Genomic DNA, 19,422 nt, shown 5'->3' on the forward strand with positions numbered 1-19,422 from the left:
CTTAGTAGGTACGCTTGATTGGCGGGAATGCGGCACGCAGCTTAGGCTCCATGTTCACATCACGCTTGAGCATCTGCTCAGTCTCAGGGTCAAACAGGCTATGACATAACCAGTTATCATCATCACGCTCAAGGTAATCTTCACGTGAATGCGCACCACGACTCTCTGTACGGAAGTTTGCCGCATAGGCGGTAGCGATTGCGGTCGCCATCAGGTTGTCTAACTCCAGACACTCGATACGCTGGGTATTGAACTCTTTAGAGTTATCGGACAGCTTGGCATTGGCCAGACGCTCACGAATAGCCTTAAGCTGCTCCAAACCTTCTGCCATGGCATCGCCGCTGCGGAATACCGAGAAGTTAAGTTGCATACAAAGCTGCAGGTCTTTACGAATTTGCGCAGGATCTTCGCCGTCTTTGTTGTTTTCCCAGCGGTTAAGACGCTCGAGTGATTTGGCAATCTCAGCCTCTGTTGCGACTTTAGGCGTTGCGGTTTCATCCAGCGCCTTACCTAAGTGTTGACCGGCTGCGCGGCCAAAGACGACTAAGTCTAGCAATGAGTTACCACCTAAGCGGTTAGCGCCGTGTACCGATACACAGGCGATTTCACCCACGGCAAACAGACCAACAACATCGCTTTCGCTGCCATCGTCATTCTTGCGAATAACCTGACCACTCACCTTAGCTGGCAGACCACCCATCATGTAGTGACAGGTTGGCAATACAGGGATTGGACCATCGGCCGGATCGATATGTGCAAAGGTACGTGACAATTCACATACGCCTGGTAGACGCGCTTCTAAGGTCTCTTTGCCTAAGTGATCCAGTTTGAGTAGACAGTGTGGGCCCAGTGGACCATCGAGGCCGCGACCTTCACGGATCTCAGTCATCATTGAACGGGCAACGACGTCGCGAGAAGCAAGATCTTTTGCGTTTGGCGCATAACGCTCCATGAAACGTTCGCCGTCTTTGTTCAGCAGATATCCGCCTTCGCCACGACAACCTTCGGTCACCAGTACACCGGCGCCGGCAATACCGGTTGGGTGGAACTGCCACATTTCCATGTCCTGCATCTGCACGCCGGCACGCATCGCCATACCAACACCATCACCTGTGTTGATGTGAGCGTTAGTGGTAGAAGCATAGATACGACCCGCACCGCCTGTCGCTAGAATGGTTGCCTTAGACTTGAAATAGACTATCTCGCCAGTTTCGATTTCGATTGCAGTACAACCGACAATGGCACCATCTTCATTTTTAACCAGATCCAGCGCATACCACTCAGAGAACACCTCTGTCTTATGCTTAACGTTTTGCTGGTATAAACAGTGCAGCAGCGCGTGACCCGTACGGTCAGCCGCTGCGGCAGTACGTGCCGCCTGCTCGCCACCAAAGTTTTTCGACTGACCACCGAAAGGACGTTGGTAGATCTTACCGTTTTCGAAACGGGAGAAAGGCAGACCCATGTGCTCAAGCTCAATAATGGCTTCAGGACCGGTTTGACACATAAACTCGATAGCGTCCTGGTCACCGATAAAATCGGAGCCCTTAACGGTATCGTACATATGCTGTTCCCAATGATCTTCGTGAGCATTACCTAGTGCAACAGTAATACCGCCCTGAGCCGATACCGTATGCGAACGTGTTGGGAAAACTTTAGATAATAGCGCGCAGCTCTTACCTTCTTTAGAGATCTGTAGTGCAGCTCGCATACCCGCGCCACCAGCGCCGATAACGACTGCATCAAATTCACGAACTGGAATACTCACTTAAACACCCCACACAATAACAATGCCGGCAGCCAGATAAGAGAAAGCGGCTACAACGAAGACAAACTGCAATACGCCACGCAGACTGACACATTTCACATAGTCAGTTAACACCTGCCAGACACCGATCCATGAATGGATAAGCACGGCCACCAGCGCCAGAAGCGTAAAGACTTTCATCGGCAGAGTGCTGTAGAGCCCGTGCCAGATGTCATAAGTAAGTGGAGCACTAGCGGCAATAAACCCAACCAGGAAAATGGTGTAGCAGGTCAGAATGATTGCACTAGCACGAATAAGAATAAAATCATGAACGCCACTGCGTCCAAGGCTTGCTGCGTTAGTTACCATACCCAAATCCCCGCAGTAATTGATAATGCTGCTGCAATAACAAAAGCAGCCTTGGCTGATGCGTTACCTGAGCTTAACTCTTCCCAACGACCTGTATCCATGATGATGTGGCGCAAACCAACAACCAGATGGTAACCAAGGGCGGTCAGAATTCCCCAGACGACAAACTTAACCAAGAAGTTATCAAAAAGAGATTGGACACCGGCAAAACTTTCGGCTGAGGCAAGCGACTCGCTTAACAACCAAATAAGAATGCCGACGGCAAATAACATGATGACACCGGATACACGGTGAAGGATTGACGCAATCGCTGTTGCAGGAAAGCGAATGGTCTGCAGATCTAGATGGACAGGTCTTTGCTTTTTCACGTTCTGCTCACTCTGCTCCATTGAGCATTATTTTTGTTATTGAACCTCTTCCGAACGAAATTTGACCAGCAAGCAAACTTACCACCTCCTTTCGCAACAAAAGAAAAGTTGAAACAAACAGTTAACTAATTCAAAAAACACTAATTTAGTATGTAAAAAAATGGTTTCTAAATTGAGTTGTTTGCTGCTCTATCGAGCCGGTGGCTAGTATACGCCTGCAAAAAGTCAAATACAAACATCACATTCTTCAAATTTTGTTTTTTGCTAAAAAAATAGACAAAACATCAATATTGACAATTAGTTGTAAACATTTAAGACCATAGTCTAAGAAATTTAAACGGTTAATTGAATTGAAATGTGATCTAGATTCACTGTAAAGTATTGTGCGTTTGAGATAAGCCGCACTCACATAAGAATGAAGTAAGGAGAACGGGGTATGGCTGAGCATATAGCCAAGTTAGAACTACCAGGGAACGATTCGATTGAACTGCCTATTAAAAAAGGAACGGCAGGTTTTGATGTTATTGACATCAGCAAACTCGGAAGTAAAGGTCATTTCACATTTGACCCAGGATTTTTAGCGACCGCATCCTGCGAATCAGCCATCACTTATATCGATGGTGCCCAAGGTATACTGTTACACCGTGGATACGCAATTGACGAGCTTGCCGTCGAATCTGATTATTTAGATCTTTGTTATCTTTTACTTTATGGTGATTTGCCAAGCAAAGCGCAATACGAAAAATTTACCCATACAGTAAAAATACATACTATGGTTCACGAACAGATCGCGCATTTCTTCCGCGGATTCCGTCGTGACGCTCACCCCATGGCAATGCTGTGTGGCGTAACAGGAGCCTTGTCTGCTTTCTATCAAGACTCGCTCGATGTTAATGATGAACATCACCGTGAAATAGCTGCTTTCCGTCTAGTATCTAAGATGCCAACCATAGCGGCCATGTGTTACAAATACTCGGTTGGTCAACCTTTCATCTATCCACGTAACGACCTAAGCTACGCGGGTAACTTCCTCAGCATGATGTTTGCTGTGCCTTGTGAAGACTATAAGGTAAACCCAATTGTTGAACGCGCGATGGATCGTATCTTCATCCTCCATGCGGATCATGAACAAAATGCGTCAACGTCTACAGTGCGTCTAGCAGGCTCTTCGGGTGCAAACCCATTTGCTTGTATCGCCGCGGGTATCGCCTCACTCTGGGGACCTGCACACGGTGGTGCAAACGAAGCCTGTCTGAACATGCTCGAAGAGATAGGCTCAGTCGATCGCATTCCTGAGTTCATCGCTCGCGCTAAAGACAAAGAAGATCCATTCCGTCTGATGGGCTTTGGTCACCGCGTCTATAAGAACTTCGACCCACGTGCCAAAGTGATGCGTGAAACCTGTCATGAAGTGCTTGCTGAGCTAAAAGTGGAAGATCCGCTACTCGATGTGGCCATGGAGCTTGAACGTATCGCATTGGAAGATGAGTACTTCGTTTCTAAGAAGCTCTACCCCAACGTTGATTTCTACTCAGGCATCATAATGAAGGCCATTGGTATCCCAACCAGCATGTTTACTGTGCTGTTTGCACTAGCACGTACCGTTGGCTGGATTGCTCACTGGAAAGAGATGTTAGATCAACCAGGTCACAAGATCAGTCGCCCACGTCAGCTGTATACCGGCTCACCTGAGCGTGACTTTGTCAGCTTAGACAAACGATAATCTCCTGTAATGGGGAATCCCCTTTCCCCAAATAGATAAAAGGCGCTTTAGGCGCCTTTTTTATTCTAAAAATCCAAATTCTCCCACCATTATCAAATACAATTCTCCTTAGAGGCTCTGCCTCCCCACACGAAGAGGAACACCATCTGTTAGTGAAAAACATCAAAAATTAAACATTATCACTACATTTGTTGATTTTACGTCTTCAATCTAAAATAAAATAAAACTAAATATCTGATAAATAACAAAAATAAAAGATGGCACAGCTTGTGCTTTATAAGAGCCAATTGGAAAAATAATTCAGGTATGTTCACATGGAATCTTGGTCAAAATCAAAACTCACCTACTCACTGCTATTTGTTACCCTGTTGAGCGCCTGTGGCGAAGAACAAACAGTCAAAGAGGAAGCGCAATACGCTATTCCTGTAGAAACGGCTCACGTTACTAAAGGCGATGTTTCCTCTTTTTATAGCACCACAGCCACCCTTGAGGCTCCCGAAGAAGCCAACGTCACCTCCAGAATCGCGGGTCTTATTGAAAACATCAAAGTGGAAGAAGGCGATCGGGTCACTAAAGGACAACTGCTGGCTGTTATTGATGCTAAACGCCAACGCTATGATTTAGCCCGTTCGCAAGCGGAAGTAGAGATTATCGAACAGGAACTTAATCGTCTTAAAAAGATGAACAACAAAGAATTTGTCAGTGCCGACTCCATGGCAAAACTTGAGTACAACCTGCAAGCTGCAATCGCCGAACGAGATCTCGCCGCCCTGCATGTAGAGGACAGCATGGTGCGCTCCCCTATAAATGGAGTCATTGCCAAACGCTATGTGAAAGTTGGCAATATGGCCAAAGAGTTCGACCAGCTTTTTTATGTCGTTAATCAGGATGAGCTCTACGGTATAGTCCATCTGCCTGAAATTCAGCTAAATCAGCTACGCTTGGGCCAGGATGCCGAACTGTTTCTCAATCAGAAGAACCATGAGAGCATCCACGCTAACGTACTGCGGATCAGCCCGATTGTGGATCCCCAAAGCGGTACTTTCAAAGTAACCCTCTCCGTCCCCAACCAGGAGGCCAGACTCAAGGCCGGCATGTTTACCCGGGTCGAACTGCGTTATGACACCCACAGCAATGTGATCACTGTGCCTTATAACGCCATCGTCAATCAGGATAATCAAAATGCCTTGTATGTTATCGAGGGTAATAATGCCCTGCGTCGGGAAGTCACCTTAGGCTACCGCCAAGCCGATACAGTCGAGGTGATCTCAGGTATTCAACCCGGTGAGCAAGTGGTTATTCGCGGCCAGCAAAACCTGAAAGATCAATCCCTGGTGGAAGTTATAAGTGCCCTGGATGTTGCAACGGTAAAACAGGAACGGAAATAACATTATGTCTTTAATCAATACTTCCGTTAAACGGCCGGTATCTGTGTGGATGTTTATGCTAGCAGTGATCTTGTTTGGTATGGTGGGCTTCTCCCGTCTAGCGGTCAAATTATTGCCGGATCTTAGCTATCCCACCATCACGATTCGTACCCAATATGAGGGCGCGGCACCTGTTGAGGTTGAGCAGTTGATTTCTAAACCCATAGAGGAATCGGCTGGCATAGTTAAAGGACTGCGCAAGATCAACTCTATCTCTCGCTCAGGCATGTCCGATGTGGTGCTCGAATTTGAATGGGGCACAGATATGGATATGGCCAGTTTAGAAGTGCGGGAAAAACTCGATACCGTTGAACTGCCGTTAGATGTGAAAAAGCCCCTTCTATTGCGCTTTAATCCCAATTTGGATCCTATCGTTCGCTTGGCATTAGCGGTACCCGAGAGATCAGAGTTAAAACCGATGCGCACCTTTGCCGAAGAGGAGTTAAAACGTCAGCTCGAATCCCTGACCGGAGTGGCCGCAGTACGTCTTTCCGGCGGGCTCGAACAGGAAGTTCATATCCTGCTCAATCAAGAGAAGCTCAGTCAGCTTAACCTCAGTGCCGATAAGATCCGCGAGCGTATTGCCGCCGAAAATATCAACCTTTCTGCCGGTAAGGTTGTACAGGGCGATAAAGAGTATCTGGTTAGAACCCTGAATCAATTTAACTCCTTAGATGAACTTGGGCAGATCATTGTCTACCGGGATCAGCAAACCTTAGTACGTCTATTTGAGGTGGCCGATATCATCGACAGTCATAAAGAACGCAACGACATTACCCGCATAGGTTCAACAGAATCGATTGAACTTGCCATTTATAAAGAGGGTGACGCCAATACCGTGGCGGTGGCAAAAAAAGTGATTGCTAAACTCGAACAACTTAACAAACTGAATCCTAAACATCAGTTGAAAGTGATCTACGACCAATCTGAATTTATTCAGAGTGCAGTCAGCGAGGTGACCTCGGCCGCTCTCATAGGAAGTCTGCTTTCCATGCTGGTTATCTACTTGTTTTTAAGGGATATAATTCCTACCCTTATTATCTCTATCTCTATCCCCTTCTCAGTTATTGCCACCTTTAACATGATGTATTTTGCCAATATCAGTCTTAACATCATGTCCCTTGGCGGGATCGCTCTCGCGGTAGGGCTATTAGTCGATAATGCCATTGTTGTATTGGAGAATATCGACCGCTGTAAGAAAATGGGCATGAGTAAACTCGATGCTGCGGTCACTGGCACCAAAGAGGTCGCAGGGGCCATTTTTGCCTCGACGTTAACCACCTTAGCGGTATTTGTGCCTTTGGTATTTGTCGATGGCGTTGCCGGAGCCCTCTTCTCCGATCAGGCTCTTACGGTTACTTTCGCCCTGCTCGCTTCATTACTGGTGGCGCTCACTACTATTCCTATGCTGGCATCCCGTGAAGGCTTTAAAATCCTGCCACACTTAGTCAAAAAGCAGGAAAAACCCGAGCTGAACACTAAGTTGGATAAAATTAAGTACTACGGGGCTACAGTATGTTCTTTCCCCTTTGTTATTTTGTTCAGTTACTTACCTTCCTTGATACTCACCTTAATCTTGATGATAAGCCGTACACTATCTTGGCTTGCAGGTCTTATCATGCGCCCTATCAGTCAGCTCTTTAACTGGGCTTATCAGTTAATTGAACGTATCTATCATCTGCTGCTCAAGCGAGCCCTAAAATATGCTTGGCTTACGCTAAGCCTCGCCGTCGTCATGACAATCACCACTATGAGTTTGTTGCCCAGATTGGGGATGGAGCTGATCCCTCCTATGAATCAGGGAGAATTCTATGTTGAAGTGTTACTACCGCCAGGAACAGAAGTCAGTGAAACCGATCGCGTATTACAGACACTTGCCCTGTCCATTAAAGACAGAAGCGACGTAAAACACGCCTACAGTCAAGCAGGCAGTGGCGGGCTGATGACCTCAGACACCTCTCGTGGCGGTGAAAACTGGGGGCGCTTACAGGTCGTGCTTGCTGATCATCAGGCTTTTGATGCTGTCACCCATGTACTGCGTACAACAGCGATGAGTATTCCTGAATTGGAAGCGAAAATTCAACATCCTGAGCTCTTTAGCTTTAAAACCCCCTTAGAGGTTGAGGTAATAGGATACGATCTTGACCAGCTCAAACAGACCGCAGATAGCTTAGTCAGTGCCCTGTCAGATTCTGACCGTTTCGCCGATCTCAATACCAGCCTACGAGACGGACAACCCGAACTCAGTATCCACTTTGACCATGCCCGTCTTGCTGCGCTTGGCATGGATGCCCCCAGCGTCGCTAACCGTATCGCTCAACGCATTGGCGGAACCGTCGCCAGCCAATACACCTTAAGGGATCGAAAAATCGATATCCTTGTTCGCAGTAATTTAGATGAAAGGGATCAGATCAGCGATATCGATTCAATGATCATTAATCCAAGCAGTGATCATCCGATCTCACTGAGCGCTGTTGCCGATATCTCGCTTAATTTAGGACCTTCAGCTATCAACCGTATCAGTCAGCAGCGAGTCGCGATTGTGTCAGCCAACTTGGCCTATGGCGATCTCAATGAAGCGGTAACAGAGGCGCGCAATATTATCGCCAAACAACAGCTACCCACCTCGATTCAGGTACGTTTCGGTGGCCAGAATGAGGAGATGGAACACTCCTTCCAGTCACTACAAATTGCCTTGGTGCTAGCGGTATTTCTGGTATATCTGGTGATGGCAAGTCAGTTTGAATCTCTGATACATCCTCTGCTGATCCTGATCGCTATCCCTATGGCCGTTGGTGGCAGTATTTTAGGCCTGTTTATCACACAAACCCATCTAAGCGTCGTGGTGTTTATCGGTCTTATCATGCTTGCCGGCATAGTGGTTAATAATGCAATTGTGCTCGTAGATCGTATCAATCAGTTACGTGAGCAAGGCGTAGAGAAGTTGCATGCCATCGAAGAAGCCGCAAAATCCCGTCTGCGTCCTATTGTGATGACGACTATGACTACGGCTCTGGGCCTGGCACCCATGGCCTTAGGGCTGGGTGATGGTAGCGAAGTTCGCGCTCCGATGGCGATTACGGTTATCTTTGGTTTAACACTTGCGACCTTACTAACTCTAGTGGTGATCCCCGCACTCTACGCCCTGTTCGATCGTAAACAGTTTAGCCCCAAACCAAGCCCTGTAATTACGGGGGATGCAGTATGAATATGACCCATTTAGCCATCTCAAGACCTGTCACCACTAGCATGTTTTTTGTGGCTATCTTGTTGTTTGGCTTGGCCTCGAGCCGATTACTGCCTCTTGAGATGTTTCCCGGTATCGATTATCCACAGGTACAGATAGAAGTCCCCTATAGTGGCTCTACTCCTGCAGAAGTAGAGCGGGAAATAACCAATGTTTTAGAAGAATCTTTAGCCACTATGGGCGGTATCGAAGAACTGAGATCCCGCTCATCACAAAATGGGGCAGAGATTCAACTGAGAATGAAATGGGGCGAAAATGTCTCTACTAAGAGCCTAGAAGCAAGGGAAAAAGTCGATGCCATACGCCATCTGCTACCTAAAGATGTCGAGCGTGTATTTATACGTCAATTTTCCACTGCCGATATGCCCTTGCTTACGATACGTATCTCCAGTGAACGTGAGCTTTCAGGGGCGTTTGACCTACTCGATAAACAACTAAAAAAGCCACTAGAACGCGTGGAAGGTGTATCACAAGTCAGGCTCTATGGTGTAGAGCAAAAGCAGATAGAGATCCGGCTAAATGCCGACAAACTCGCCGCCAGTGGACTTAATATTCAACAACTGCAGTCTCGCTTACGCCAGGAGAATTTTATCGTCAATGCTGGTATCTTGCGAACAAATGACAGAGTTTATCAGGTTTCTCCTAAAGGCGAGTTTCACGATCTGGAAGAAATTAAAGCACTCGTCTTAATTCCCGGCATCACCTTAGGTGATATCGCGAGCATACATTACGCCTTGCCAGAACGCGTCGATGGTCGCCATCTAGATAAAAATTATGCAGTTGGACTGGAGGTATTTAAGGAGTCTGGTGCCAATTTGGTAGATGTTTCAGCGCGTGTGCTTAAGGTCATAGAAGCCGCAAAACAAGATCAACAGTTTCATGGTATCAAGTTATTTATCATGGAAGATCAGGCTGATGGAGTAAAATCCTCCTTAGCAGATCTATTAGCGGCCGGGTTAATCGGCGCCCTGCTCTCCTTTATCGTACTTTACCTGTTTTTACGCAATCTTAAGATGACGCTGGTCGTTGTATCATCCGTGCCCATCTCTTTATGCATGACCCTTGCAGCCATGTATTTCCTTGGTTACAGCCTCAATGTACTTTCTATGATGGGATTGCTGCTGGCAGTGGGAATGCTGATCGATAATGCCGTGGTGGTCTGTGAAAGTGTGCTGCAGGAAAAACAGCGGTCACAGAATATCCCTGCCGAACAGGCTGTCTTAACCGGCGTAAACAAAATCTCCCTTGCCGTATTAGCCGGCACACTGACCACAGCGATCGTATTTTTACCTAACATTTTTGGGATTAAGGTCGAAATGACCATCTACCTCGAACATGTGGCCATTGCTATCTGCATTTCACTAGCGGCATCACTTCTTGTTGCTAAGACACTTATTCCACTCATATTAAGCAGGATTCACTTCGAGATTGATGAACAGATCAATCCAAACCGGCTGGCACGTTTCTATCAAACAAGCCTTAACTGGACTTTGCGTCATCCCAAAATATCTGGCTTGATTGCCTTACTACTTCTAGCCTCTACGGCTTTACCTCTTAGCATGGTGAAACAAGATCAATCCGATGGTGAAGGCGAGCAGCGCCTTTTTATAAACTATCAGGTTGAAGGACGTCATAATCTTGCAATAACCGAAGCTATGGTCAATAAAATGGAAGCCTACCTTTATGCCAATAAAGACAAGTTTTTTATCGACTCCGTTTATAGCTATTACGCCAGCGACGATGCTCAATCGACCCTGTTATTAAAAGAAGATGCCGATATTGATATCAAAGCACTCAAACGTGAGATCCGTGCTAGCTTTCCCAAGTTTTCAATCGCAAAACCACAATTTGGTTGGGGCGGTGATAATAGCGGCGTTCGAGTCACCCTAACCGGACGTTCCACCAGTGAATTGATTGACCTCAGCGAAAAAGTGGTGCCCTTGCTTTCGCAAATCAAGGGTCTTACCGATGTTCGTTCTGAACTTAACAACACCCAGCAAGAGGTGTTGATTGAGTTGGATCGAACCATGGCAGCAAGATTGGGAGTGAGTTTAAATGAACTTGCACAAAATGTAGCAACCGCACTAAGAGGAGCGCCACTACGCTCTTTTAGACACGACCCCAGTGGCGAATTAAGAATCGAACTGGCGTTCGATAAACAGTGGCGTAACTCGCTGGAGCGGTTACAACAACTCCCCATCATACGCCAGAATGAGCATGTTTATACCTTACAGAGCCTTGCGGATATTATTATCCAACCCAGATTTGACACTATACGTCACTATGATCGTCAAACAGCGCTCTCCATTGGCGCTAATCTGGACGAGCTCACCACCCAGGAAGCGCAACAAGCGATTGAAAAAGTGATGAATGCAGTATCTTTTCCAACCGGGTATAACTATTCACTACGTGGTGGTTTCCAACGTCAAGATGAAGATCAGGCCGTTATGATAACCAATATGATCCTAGCCGTTGCCATGATCTACATAGTGATGGCGGCAGTATTCGAGTCACTATTGCTCCCCACAGCCATTATCACCTCGATTCTCTTTTCGATAACGGGTGTTTTTTGGGCGCTGCTATTTAGCGGTACGCCCATGTCCGTCATGGCTATGATTGGTATATTGATCCTGATGGGGATAGTGGTTAACAACGGCATCGTCTTAGTGGATCAAATCAATCAGAAAACGCCTGAGCTTGATAAATTATCAGATACCATCAGCCGAGTGTGTATCACCCGCTTAAGACCCGTCTTGATGACAGTCTCAACCACAGTGCTGGGCTTGATCCCGCTGGCGATGGGCGATACTCAGATTGGGGGCGGCGGACCACCTTATGCACCCATGGCGATTGCCATCATAGGCGGGCTGAGTTTTTCTACTTTGACTAGTCTCTATCTGGTTCCCTTGTGTTATCAAGCCCTGTATCGGATGAGGCATCAGGCGGCCATTAAGCTTGGCAATGCCGACAGATTCACCCGCCGCGTCATGCCCTGGGCACACGACTAATTCGCCCTGAACAATAGGGTATGAACAATAGACGCTGAAACCATGACCTAGGCTGCTTGTTGCAGCCTAGTTTTTTACGGTTATGTTAAAGCAACTCATTAAATCAAATCACTTTTATAAAAAGAGCACACAATGCCAAGATTATTCCCTTTCAGTGCCCTGCTGCTTTGCAGCCTCTTCGGCTCACAGAGCCTTGCCGCCGACTCACGCTTCGACAAGGTGAATATCACCCCGGTCAAACTCAGCGAGCATAGCTATATGTCCAGCGGCGCCGGCGGTAATATAGGTGTGTCTGTCGGTTAAGATGCTTTCCCCCTATTAAACCTTATTCCCTTCCTTACAAGTTTCCCTACAAACTTCCTTATCCCCTGTCTCTTTAACTCTTTCGATTAATCCCTTTCTATTTGCACCTTTCCATTAGCATCAGAGTAAATTAGAAAATCATAAATAAATGTCAAAGTGCCCTGTGTTCACCATCAAAGCTTCTGCCCCGCGCCTTGATAATCTGTGTGCTTTTCCTAAAATTTAAACCATCTCCAATGCAGTTCTGACGCAAGCAGAGGCAACGTGAGCGATTCAAAAACGAGCAATAACCACGAGCAGTCACATGTACTCGTACTTAACCTGACAGATAAAAACCACTTCGATGATAGCGAGGCTATCCATTGGCGCTTTATACACGTCAACTGTCTGACATCAGCAACAAAATCATTAAAAGATCACAATTACAAAGTGGCGATAGCCATCATAGATAAAGCCAGTCTGCAGCGGGTGATCAAGATAATCAAACAATTGGAAAAACAGCAATCTCCTCTCCTCTGGATAGCCATTACCCTAGATGGCGAAAAGGCGATGAAAGCCTTAGATGGCCCTGTTACCGATTATTTTTTGGATTATCATCACCTCCCCTTGGACTGGCAAAGACTCGATCACACCCTAGGTCACCTGCTCGGACTTGCGAATATTAATCAGCAGAAAAAAGTGCAGGACACCAAGAATGCATCACCACTCTATTTTGGTCAGTCGCCGCAGATGCAGCAGCTAAAAAGCAACTTAGAGAAGGTGGCGCTCAGCGATGAAACTTTACTGATAGGCGGTGAAACCGGCACGGGTAAAGGTCTCTGTGCTGACTATATTCATCAATTATCGTCACGGAAAAATGGCCCATTTATCACAGTCAATTGCGGCGCACTGCCTGCTAGCCTTATTCATTCCGAGCTCTTCGGCCACGAAAAAGGCGCCTTCACAGGCGCAGATAAACAATATATCGGCCATATAGAACGCGCCAATAAAGGCACACTGTTTCTCGATGAGATTGGCGATCTGCCACTGGAGCTACAGATAAATCTGCTCCATTTTCTCGAGGAGCATTACATCGAACGACTAGGCGCAACCAAAACCACCAATGTCGATTGTCGTGTGATATTTGCTACCCATGTGGATCTGGAATCTTCCGTAGAAGAGGGGCATTTCCGGGAAGATCTCTACTATCGCATCAATACCCTACAAATTGATGTTCCCAGCCTGAGGCAACATAAAGTCGATATCTGTATTTTGGCTAAAAGCTATTTGGAGAAGCTGGCACCTGAAACCCGCCAGTTTCATTTCAGCAAGGCAAGCCTGCTGGCCCTGGAGCAATATCAATGGCCGGGCAATATTCGCGAACTTAAGAATCGTATACAAAGAGCGATTGTAATGAGCGACAGCGGTGAAATAACCCCGGAAGACTTAGGCCTTAAGACGGTTATTGCCCCCGCCCCCGAGGTCGTCGATTTGGCTCAGCATAGAACCGAGATAGACACTGAGTTACTGCTCAACGCCATCAAACACAATAACCACAATATCTCAGCGGCGGCCCGTGAACTCAACATCTCACGAACAACTTTCTATCGCCTCATCAAGAAGTGCAAGATAACGCTATAGACAAGGTCAGTGGCACCAAACGAGGATCGACTTATGCCATCTACTCATTCAACAGTGATAGTCTGCCTATCTTTGCTGTTTTTTACTGCTGCCTGTCAGCAAAAAAGTGACGACAAGTTAGAGCAAGAACTCGCCTACCTGAAACAGGAGGTGGGTCAACTACAGCAACAAGTGGACATCATGGGCAGCCAGATCGAAGAGATACACACAGTAGTGATGAGAGGCCAGAAGCTTAAAAATCGCAGCCTGCCTACGCAAACTAACCCTGACGAAGATGGTAAACTGCCCTCCATTGGGATGGCCACGGCGCAAATCGCAATAATTGAGTTTTCAGACTTCCAATGCCCCTACTGCAAACGATACATGGACAACACCTTCACCAAGATCAAGAGCGCCTATATCGACACCGGCAAGGTGAAATATATCGCCAGAGACTTCCCATTAGGTTCTCACCCTAAGGCTAAAGGCGCAGCCATCGCCGCCAACTGTAGCCTGCAACAAAATGCCTATTGGCCCATGCGTGATGCCCTGTTTAAAAATATGAGGCAACTGGGGGACAAGCTCTACCAAGATACCGCAACCCAGCTTTCGCTAGACATGACGAAATTCACCGCCTGCCTAGAAGATCAAAACATCACCAATAAGATAGATCAAGACATAAGGTATGGCGCATCGTTAGGTGTTCGAGGCACGCCAAGTTTTCTGATTGGAAAACTAGAAGGCAATCGTCTGATCAAACCCAAAATGATTGTCGGCGCACAAAGCTATGACACTTTTAAAGCGGCAATCGACGCCTTAGAAAAACAGACCCAGACCAATTAACTGAACTAACTCAACCAGCTCAAATGTGAAGTCATAAAGCACTTTTCTAAAGGCATTTACCTAGAGGCACTTGCTGGCGCTTTAACTTCCCCCACCAACAAAGTTTTTCACCGGTATCTGATGCTCATCTATTCGTAAACATCTCATCTGCATCAAGAGTCATGTCCCCCTTCATTTGGACAATGCACACTGCTACACATATGTAACGCATATGTAACACATCTACGATTATCATTATCAGCAAAACAAAATAAATCATTGATATCAAAAACTTACAGCATTGGCCTAATGTTTGCTGTTATTAGGCCATCTATTTGGATGCTGCACTGTGAGGTTCCGTTTTATTCGTCATCAGTGCAGCCATTAAGAGCAGCATACGCTGAACAAGTAGTAAGCCTAAGTAAACACTTTTGAGAAAATGAACCTAGTTTGGATGGCAAAACAGTGGCCATAACAACAAGGAACAGAAGTCTCAAATTTGTAGGAGATACGATTATGAGATTCAATAAATTTGCAATCATGTGTTGTGCAGCCTGCTTTACCGCTGCCAGCGCATTTGCCGTCGTTGATAAACTCGAACTCGACGGTAACGTGAAAAGTGACGGTATGAATGACTGGGAGCAAGTCCTCGAAAATGGCGCAGGGGCAATTGCCATTTCAGTTGATAGAGAAACTGGCATGGCCGGCGTTATACCAGATCTTCCTCCAAAAACAATCTTCTGGAAAGGGGGTTCGAAAGACATCAACGACGTCACCCAATGGTGGTATAAAGACGGTTCGGTTCCCGATAAAGATGACATCAGAAACGGTATTGCCGCAGCCTATCGTGACGGTACTGGTGATCTCATTTTCTACTTCGGTGCTGACCGTTATGCCAATAGTGGTGATGCTATCTTTGGCTTCTGGTTCTACCAAGCAGATGTCGGCCCCGATGGTAATAATCAATTTACCGGTCATCATACTAATGGCGATCTATTTATTGTGATGGAGTATCCACAAGGCAGCAATGCTGAGCCATTTGTACAAGTCATGGAATGGATGGAAGGTGGCGGAGATGTGTCTGCCAATCTGAAAGTGCTCTATGACTCTGAGAACGATGACAGCCACAGTGCTAAGTGTGACGCGGAAAATGTCGCCGAAGAAGCTTGTGCAATCACCAACCAAGGCGACTCGCAAATGACGATATGGGACTATATGGCAAAAGATGGTTCAACTGCTACTTATCCCCATGAGTCATTTTTTGAGGGCAGAGTGAATGTTACTGAGATTCTAGGAGATAATATCCCATGTTTCAGCAGCTTCTTAATTGAAACTCGCTCCTCACGTTCGGAAACCGCACAGCTTAAAGACTTCATCAGCGGTGAATTCCCACTGTGTAGCATTATGGTCACTAAGACTTGTAAGGTAGAAAGACTAGCCCTAGCCAGTGATCCAACAGACAAGACCTATGTCGCTTCGTTTGAGGCAACCGTTACCAATGATGGTTCTGGAGCTTACGATAAAGACTTGTATATCGAGATTGTTGATGATTCCGGAACACCTAATGACACGAGCGATGACGTTAGCACTGCCGCCAACACTACCGTTGGTGACCTTAACGGCGGACAAGGACTCCCAGGTGGAGAATCATTCACTTATTCTGGTACCTTCTATACCAATGACAATCCGCCAATGAACACTATTGAAGCAACGGTCAACTTTGGTAACTCTACAGCCACCGACGAGTTTACTATTGAATGTGCCCCTTTGGATCTCAACCCCGCCATTGACTTAACGAAAGTCTGTACATCAGAGTTAGTCGAAGATGGTGGCGAGGTCGTATTGAGTGTCGATTACGATATCGTCTCTTGTAACTTAGGTGATGTACCACTAGACGCAACCATTACTGATGCGACTGTAGGCCTAGATGCAGTTCCTTACCTACTGGACATCGCGCAAGCTTGTGAGATCGATGATGACTGCTCCGTCGGTAGTTGTGACAATGGCTTATGTCTTGAAGCGCCAGGCCTGGTTTACGAGGGAGATGTTTGTGCAATCATATCTAACACTTACAGACCTAGCACGCTACCTACTGGCAATAGACTAAATTCTCAAAATACAGTATCTGTTTCTGCATACTCTGTATTTGACGAGAGTCAGAGTGAAGAATTGACCGATGAGGTAACGGCAACCTGTCCATTATGCCCATTGCAACCTGAACCTGAACCTCAACCTGAATAGAGGTTTATGCAAGTTAATAACAAAGCCACCTGCTAATCCAGGTGGCTTTTTTCATTCACTATAAGGGCACTTTGAAATTGGTTGTGAAAGTTAGCATTGAGTTTATACTTTGTTTCCCAAACCCACTTGCAGCCCCAAATTTCTTCTACCTAAAAGAACCTCACTTTAATACTCCCGTTCAGGGAATCCTGTGAATGTGAGTCAAGCAGCAAACGCCGAAGTGGGGCTTAGCACCCGATTACAAAAAATTCCTTTTTCTTGTTAAAAATACTATTTGGAATTATTTATTTTTTCCATTACCGCCAGGCTTTCCACCACCGGGCTTTCCACCATCGTCAGAACCGCTCGATAAGGTTACGTTAACCGTTGCTGTTGCCTGCAATTCACCGTCACTAATTGTATAAGTGAAGCTATCGCTCGACTTAAATGACTTAGCTGGTATATAGGTAATAGTATTATCACTGTTGATTACGACACTTCCCTTCGCCGCTGAGCCAACAGCAACAACGGTAAGCAGATCACCATCTGCATCGCTATCATTGCCTAATACGCTAACTATGCCACTTGTCTTGCTACTAAGCGTCAGTGTATCCGCCTGAGCAACTGGTGCCGTGTTAGTAATAGACTCTTCAACTGTAACGGTTTGCAGCAGCTCAGCATTCGTCATTCCGTTACTTGGCGTGGCAATCAAAGTAAGCTGCTGAGCACCAAGGTCACCGTTAACTGTCAAGGTAAAATTAACGGTAACTGTTTGCTGCGGCGCAAGTGTCATTACGGTTTGATCCCACTGGCCACCCCATCCAGTTGGCAGAGCCGCTGCAAGCGAAACATCGTTGCTTGCACAACCTGCAGAATCATTATTAGTTAACTTGTAACTTAGTCTCTTTTGTTCCCAGGTTTGCATACTACCCGAAGACATAGCGGTTAAGCTCGGTGCCTTGGCAACACAAGAGGTTGCATTTGAATGACTAATACCTACGGTTGCTTGATAACCATCGGCCGCCAACAGTTCGATTGTCACACCATTATCTGCATCGTAAAAAGTCTGACCGACCTTTATGGTGCTATCAGACCAGTCACTGCTGGTACTCATAGGTGTACTATCGAGTAGATAGCTGCTACCAGGCGTATTTTCTGTCCCCTCGCGCAAAATAATTGAATCTGTCAAATTGGCATATTTGTCGAATAAAAACGTATTGAAACCTGTTGGAGTACGATACTCCAAGTAATAGTAGCGCGCATTACCATTGGCATCGTTACCGAGGTAAATTTTTGCAGCAAGGGTACTGTTACTATCTGTAGATTCGTAAGCATCTAAGGTGATCACTTGGTCATTAGTAACAGTAGTAACTTGGTTATTTAACCAACCTAGGCGTTCTTTTTGGAAAGCATTGAAATGAGCACCTTCATCGGCTCCCCCCATTGCATCGTAAATATCACCATAGTCAGCAACTATACAAGTACCTTCACTAACTGACTCACCACAATCTTTGCTATGGGAATGATGTAACCCAAGGTTATGGCCAAGTTCATGAACTACGGTTTTAATTTGGAAGTTTTTTATCCAAGTACGCCCAGGGTAACCAGCCACAGTACCCTGACCAGACCAACGACAACCTAGACTCGCTTGAATGACATACATTACGTGGTCATAGTCATTTGGCTCAAAACCTTGATCACGAGCCAATATATCGGCTTGATTCCCAATAGCTGTGGTATCACAGTTATTTTTATCCAGCGGGACAGTTAAATAACCTATGGTATCGCCACTTAAACTGACTTTCCCGTTTGAGTTTTCTAGGTAGAATTCATTTCCTTGGTTAAAAACCAGATCATTAGCCTCTTCAACACTGGCGTAATCACTTAAAGAGTTTTCAAATTTCACCAACATCACTAACACACTGCGATCGCCAGTCACTGTGATCGAATTCAAACTGCTAGCGGCAGCTGACGTTGTACTTACTCCACCATCAAATAAAGTAATTTGTTCTGGATAAAGATTCGGGTTTTTAAGCACGCTATTTGGCAGCGTAACTTCCTGAGCATTTTTTAGTTTAAGATTCTTCCCGACGATATTAAAAGGCAGGACCCTGCCGTCGTCTAGCGTCACCTTATGATGTAATTCTGGGAGTTTTTCATCTTGATAGTCGGTGTATTCAACACTCAGAACACCTTTTAGTTGATGTGCACCAACTTTAGTTTGAGTTGTTGATATTGATGAATGAGGTTCAGCATAAACAGGCATGATAGCCGACGCCGACAATAGGCCTACGCCCATTAGCTCCAAACCAAGGTTTTTTAGGAAAGTAGAATCGGTACGCGCAACAGCGTAATGAACAGAACTCATATTTAGGCTCTCTCAAAGTCAACATCACTTCGAAAGCTCCAAGTACAAGTACTAGTCTCTTTCAACGCTCTTTCGGTAGTCCAGCCACCCTCTTTGTAGTGGTCAACTAAAATTGGCCACGGTTTTGTATTCAAGCCAATATCTTCGCTCTGACTCATTGGGTGTCAGCCCACCGTTATATTGATGTGGTCTCAGCTGACTGTAATACCCCGTCACATATC

Annotated in this window: 12 protein-coding genes; 8 read left to right on the forward strand and 4 right to left on the reverse strand. The window is 46.0% G+C overall.

Translation table 11 applies throughout. The annotated features are described in order from the left end of the window. Position 1: 1 nt before the first annotated feature. Genes sdhA through sdhC form a run of 3 tightly spaced genes read right to left on the reverse strand, consistent with a single transcriptional unit; the run spans position 2 to position 2,505 of the window. The gene (gene sdhA, locus LZP69_RS07295; RefSeq protein ID WP_234199556.1) at positions 2-1,768 is read right to left on the reverse strand and encodes a succinate dehydrogenase flavoprotein subunit; all 1,767 of its coding nucleotides are present in this window, start codon (positions 1,766-1,768) and stop codon (positions 2-4) included. Next, entirely contained in the window at positions 1,769-2,116 is a 348-nt protein-coding gene (sdhD, locus tag LZP69_RS07300) for a succinate dehydrogenase, hydrophobic membrane anchor protein (RefSeq protein ID WP_234199557.1), read from the reverse strand. Then, on the reverse strand, positions 2,110-2,505 hold the full coding sequence (sdhC, locus tag LZP69_RS07305) for a succinate dehydrogenase cytochrome b556 subunit (protein WP_234199558.1): 396 nt from the start codon (positions 2,503-2,505) through the stop codon (positions 2,110-2,112). The genes sdhD and sdhC overlap by 7 nt, the downstream gene beginning before the upstream one ends. 415 nt (positions 2,506-2,920) lie before the next feature. Here sdhC and LZP69_RS07310 point away from each other — a divergent pair, with 415 nt between their 5' ends. The 8 genes from LZP69_RS07310 (at position 2,921) to LZP69_RS07345 (ending at position 16,854) form a co-directional block, all read left to right on the forward strand. Next, complete coding sequence (locus LZP69_RS07310; RefSeq protein WP_234199559.1) at positions 2,921-4,207, forward strand: citrate synthase; 1,287 nt, start codon at positions 2,921-2,923, stop codon at positions 4,205-4,207. A gap of 314 nt (positions 4,208-4,521) precedes the next feature. After that, positions 4,522-5,595, forward strand: a complete 1,074-nt coding sequence (locus tag LZP69_RS07315) for an efflux RND transporter periplasmic adaptor subunit (RefSeq protein ID WP_234199560.1) — start codon at positions 4,522-4,524, stop codon at positions 5,593-5,595. 4 nt (positions 5,596-5,599) lie between these two features. Then, a complete protein-coding gene (locus LZP69_RS07320; RefSeq protein ID WP_234199562.1) occupies positions 5,600-8,842 on the forward strand; it encodes an efflux RND transporter permease subunit in 3,243 nt (1,080 codons plus the stop codon). Then, positions 8,839-11,889 (forward strand): efflux RND transporter permease subunit, encoded by a 3,051-nt coding sequence (locus LZP69_RS07325; RefSeq protein WP_234199564.1) that lies wholly within the window; start codon positions 8,839-8,841, stop codon positions 11,887-11,889. The genes LZP69_RS07320 and LZP69_RS07325 overlap by 4 nt, the downstream gene beginning before the upstream one ends. A 132-nt stretch (positions 11,890-12,021) precedes the next feature. Beyond that, positions 12,022-12,192: a hypothetical protein gene (locus tag LZP69_RS07330; protein ID WP_234199565.1), complete on the forward strand. Its 171-nt coding sequence runs from the start codon at positions 12,022-12,024 to the stop codon at positions 12,190-12,192. Between the two features lie 264 nt (positions 12,193-12,456). Next, a complete protein-coding gene (locus LZP69_RS07335) occupies positions 12,457-13,812 on the forward strand; it encodes a sigma-54 dependent transcriptional regulator (protein ID WP_234199566.1) in 1,356 nt (451 codons plus the stop codon). 33 nt (positions 13,813-13,845) lie between these two features. Continuing rightward, positions 13,846-14,634, forward strand: coding sequence for a DsbA family protein (locus LZP69_RS07340; protein ID WP_234199567.1), 789 nt, complete (start codon positions 13,846-13,848; stop codon positions 14,632-14,634). 495 nt (positions 14,635-15,129) lie between these two features. Next, on the forward strand, positions 15,130-16,854 hold the full coding sequence (locus tag LZP69_RS07345; RefSeq protein ID WP_234199568.1) for a hypothetical protein: 1,725 nt from the start codon (positions 15,130-15,132) through the stop codon (positions 16,852-16,854). A 280-nt stretch (positions 16,855-17,134) separates the two neighbouring features. On the opposite strand, the gene LZP69_RS07350 is transcribed toward LZP69_RS07345, so the two are convergent. Next, positions 17,135-19,201 (reverse strand): Ig-like domain-containing protein, encoded by a 2,067-nt coding sequence (locus tag LZP69_RS07350; protein WP_234199569.1) that lies wholly within the window; start codon positions 19,199-19,201, stop codon positions 17,135-17,137. Between the last annotated feature and the right edge of the window lie 221 nt (positions 19,202-19,422).

This window comes from Shewanella sp. AS1 (genome assembly GCF_021412565.1).
In the GTDB taxonomy this organism is placed as follows: Bacteria; Pseudomonadota; Gammaproteobacteria; order Enterobacterales; family Shewanellaceae; genus Shewanella.

What these genes read in the sequence shown, in the direction of transcription:
- sdhD (WP_234199557.1), bottom strand. Translation starts at nt 2,116, where the DNA reads ATGGTAACTAACGCAGCAAGCCTTGGACGCAGTGGCGTTCATGATTTT.
- sdhC (WP_234199558.1), bottom strand. Translation starts at nt 2,505, where the DNA reads ATGGAGCAGAGTGAGCAGAACGTGAAAAAGCAAAGACCTGTCCATCTA.
- LZP69_RS07310 (WP_234199559.1), top strand. Translation starts at nt 2,921, where the DNA reads ATGGCTGAGCATATAGCCAAGTTAGAACTACCAGGGAACGATTCGATT.
- LZP69_RS07315 (WP_234199560.1), top strand. Translation starts at nt 4,522, where the DNA reads ATGGAATCTTGGTCAAAATCAAAACTCACCTACTCACTGCTATTTGTT.
- LZP69_RS07320 (WP_234199562.1), top strand. Translation starts at nt 5,600, where the DNA reads ATGTCTTTAATCAATACTTCCGTTAAACGGCCGGTATCTGTGTGGATG.
- LZP69_RS07325 (WP_234199564.1), top strand. Translation starts at nt 8,839, where the DNA reads ATGAATATGACCCATTTAGCCATCTCAAGACCTGTCACCACTAGCATG.
- LZP69_RS07330 (WP_234199565.1), top strand. Translation starts at nt 12,022, where the DNA reads ATGCCAAGATTATTCCCTTTCAGTGCCCTGCTGCTTTGCAGCCTCTTC.
- LZP69_RS07340 (WP_234199567.1), top strand. Translation starts at nt 13,846, where the DNA reads ATGCCATCTACTCATTCAACAGTGATAGTCTGCCTATCTTTGCTGTTT.
- LZP69_RS07345 (WP_234199568.1), top strand. Translation starts at nt 15,130, where the DNA reads ATGAGATTCAATAAATTTGCAATCATGTGTTGTGCAGCCTGCTTTACC.
- LZP69_RS07350 (WP_234199569.1), bottom strand. Translation starts at nt 19,201, where the DNA reads ATGAGTTCTGTTCATTACGCTGTTGCGCGTACCGATTCTACTTTCCTA.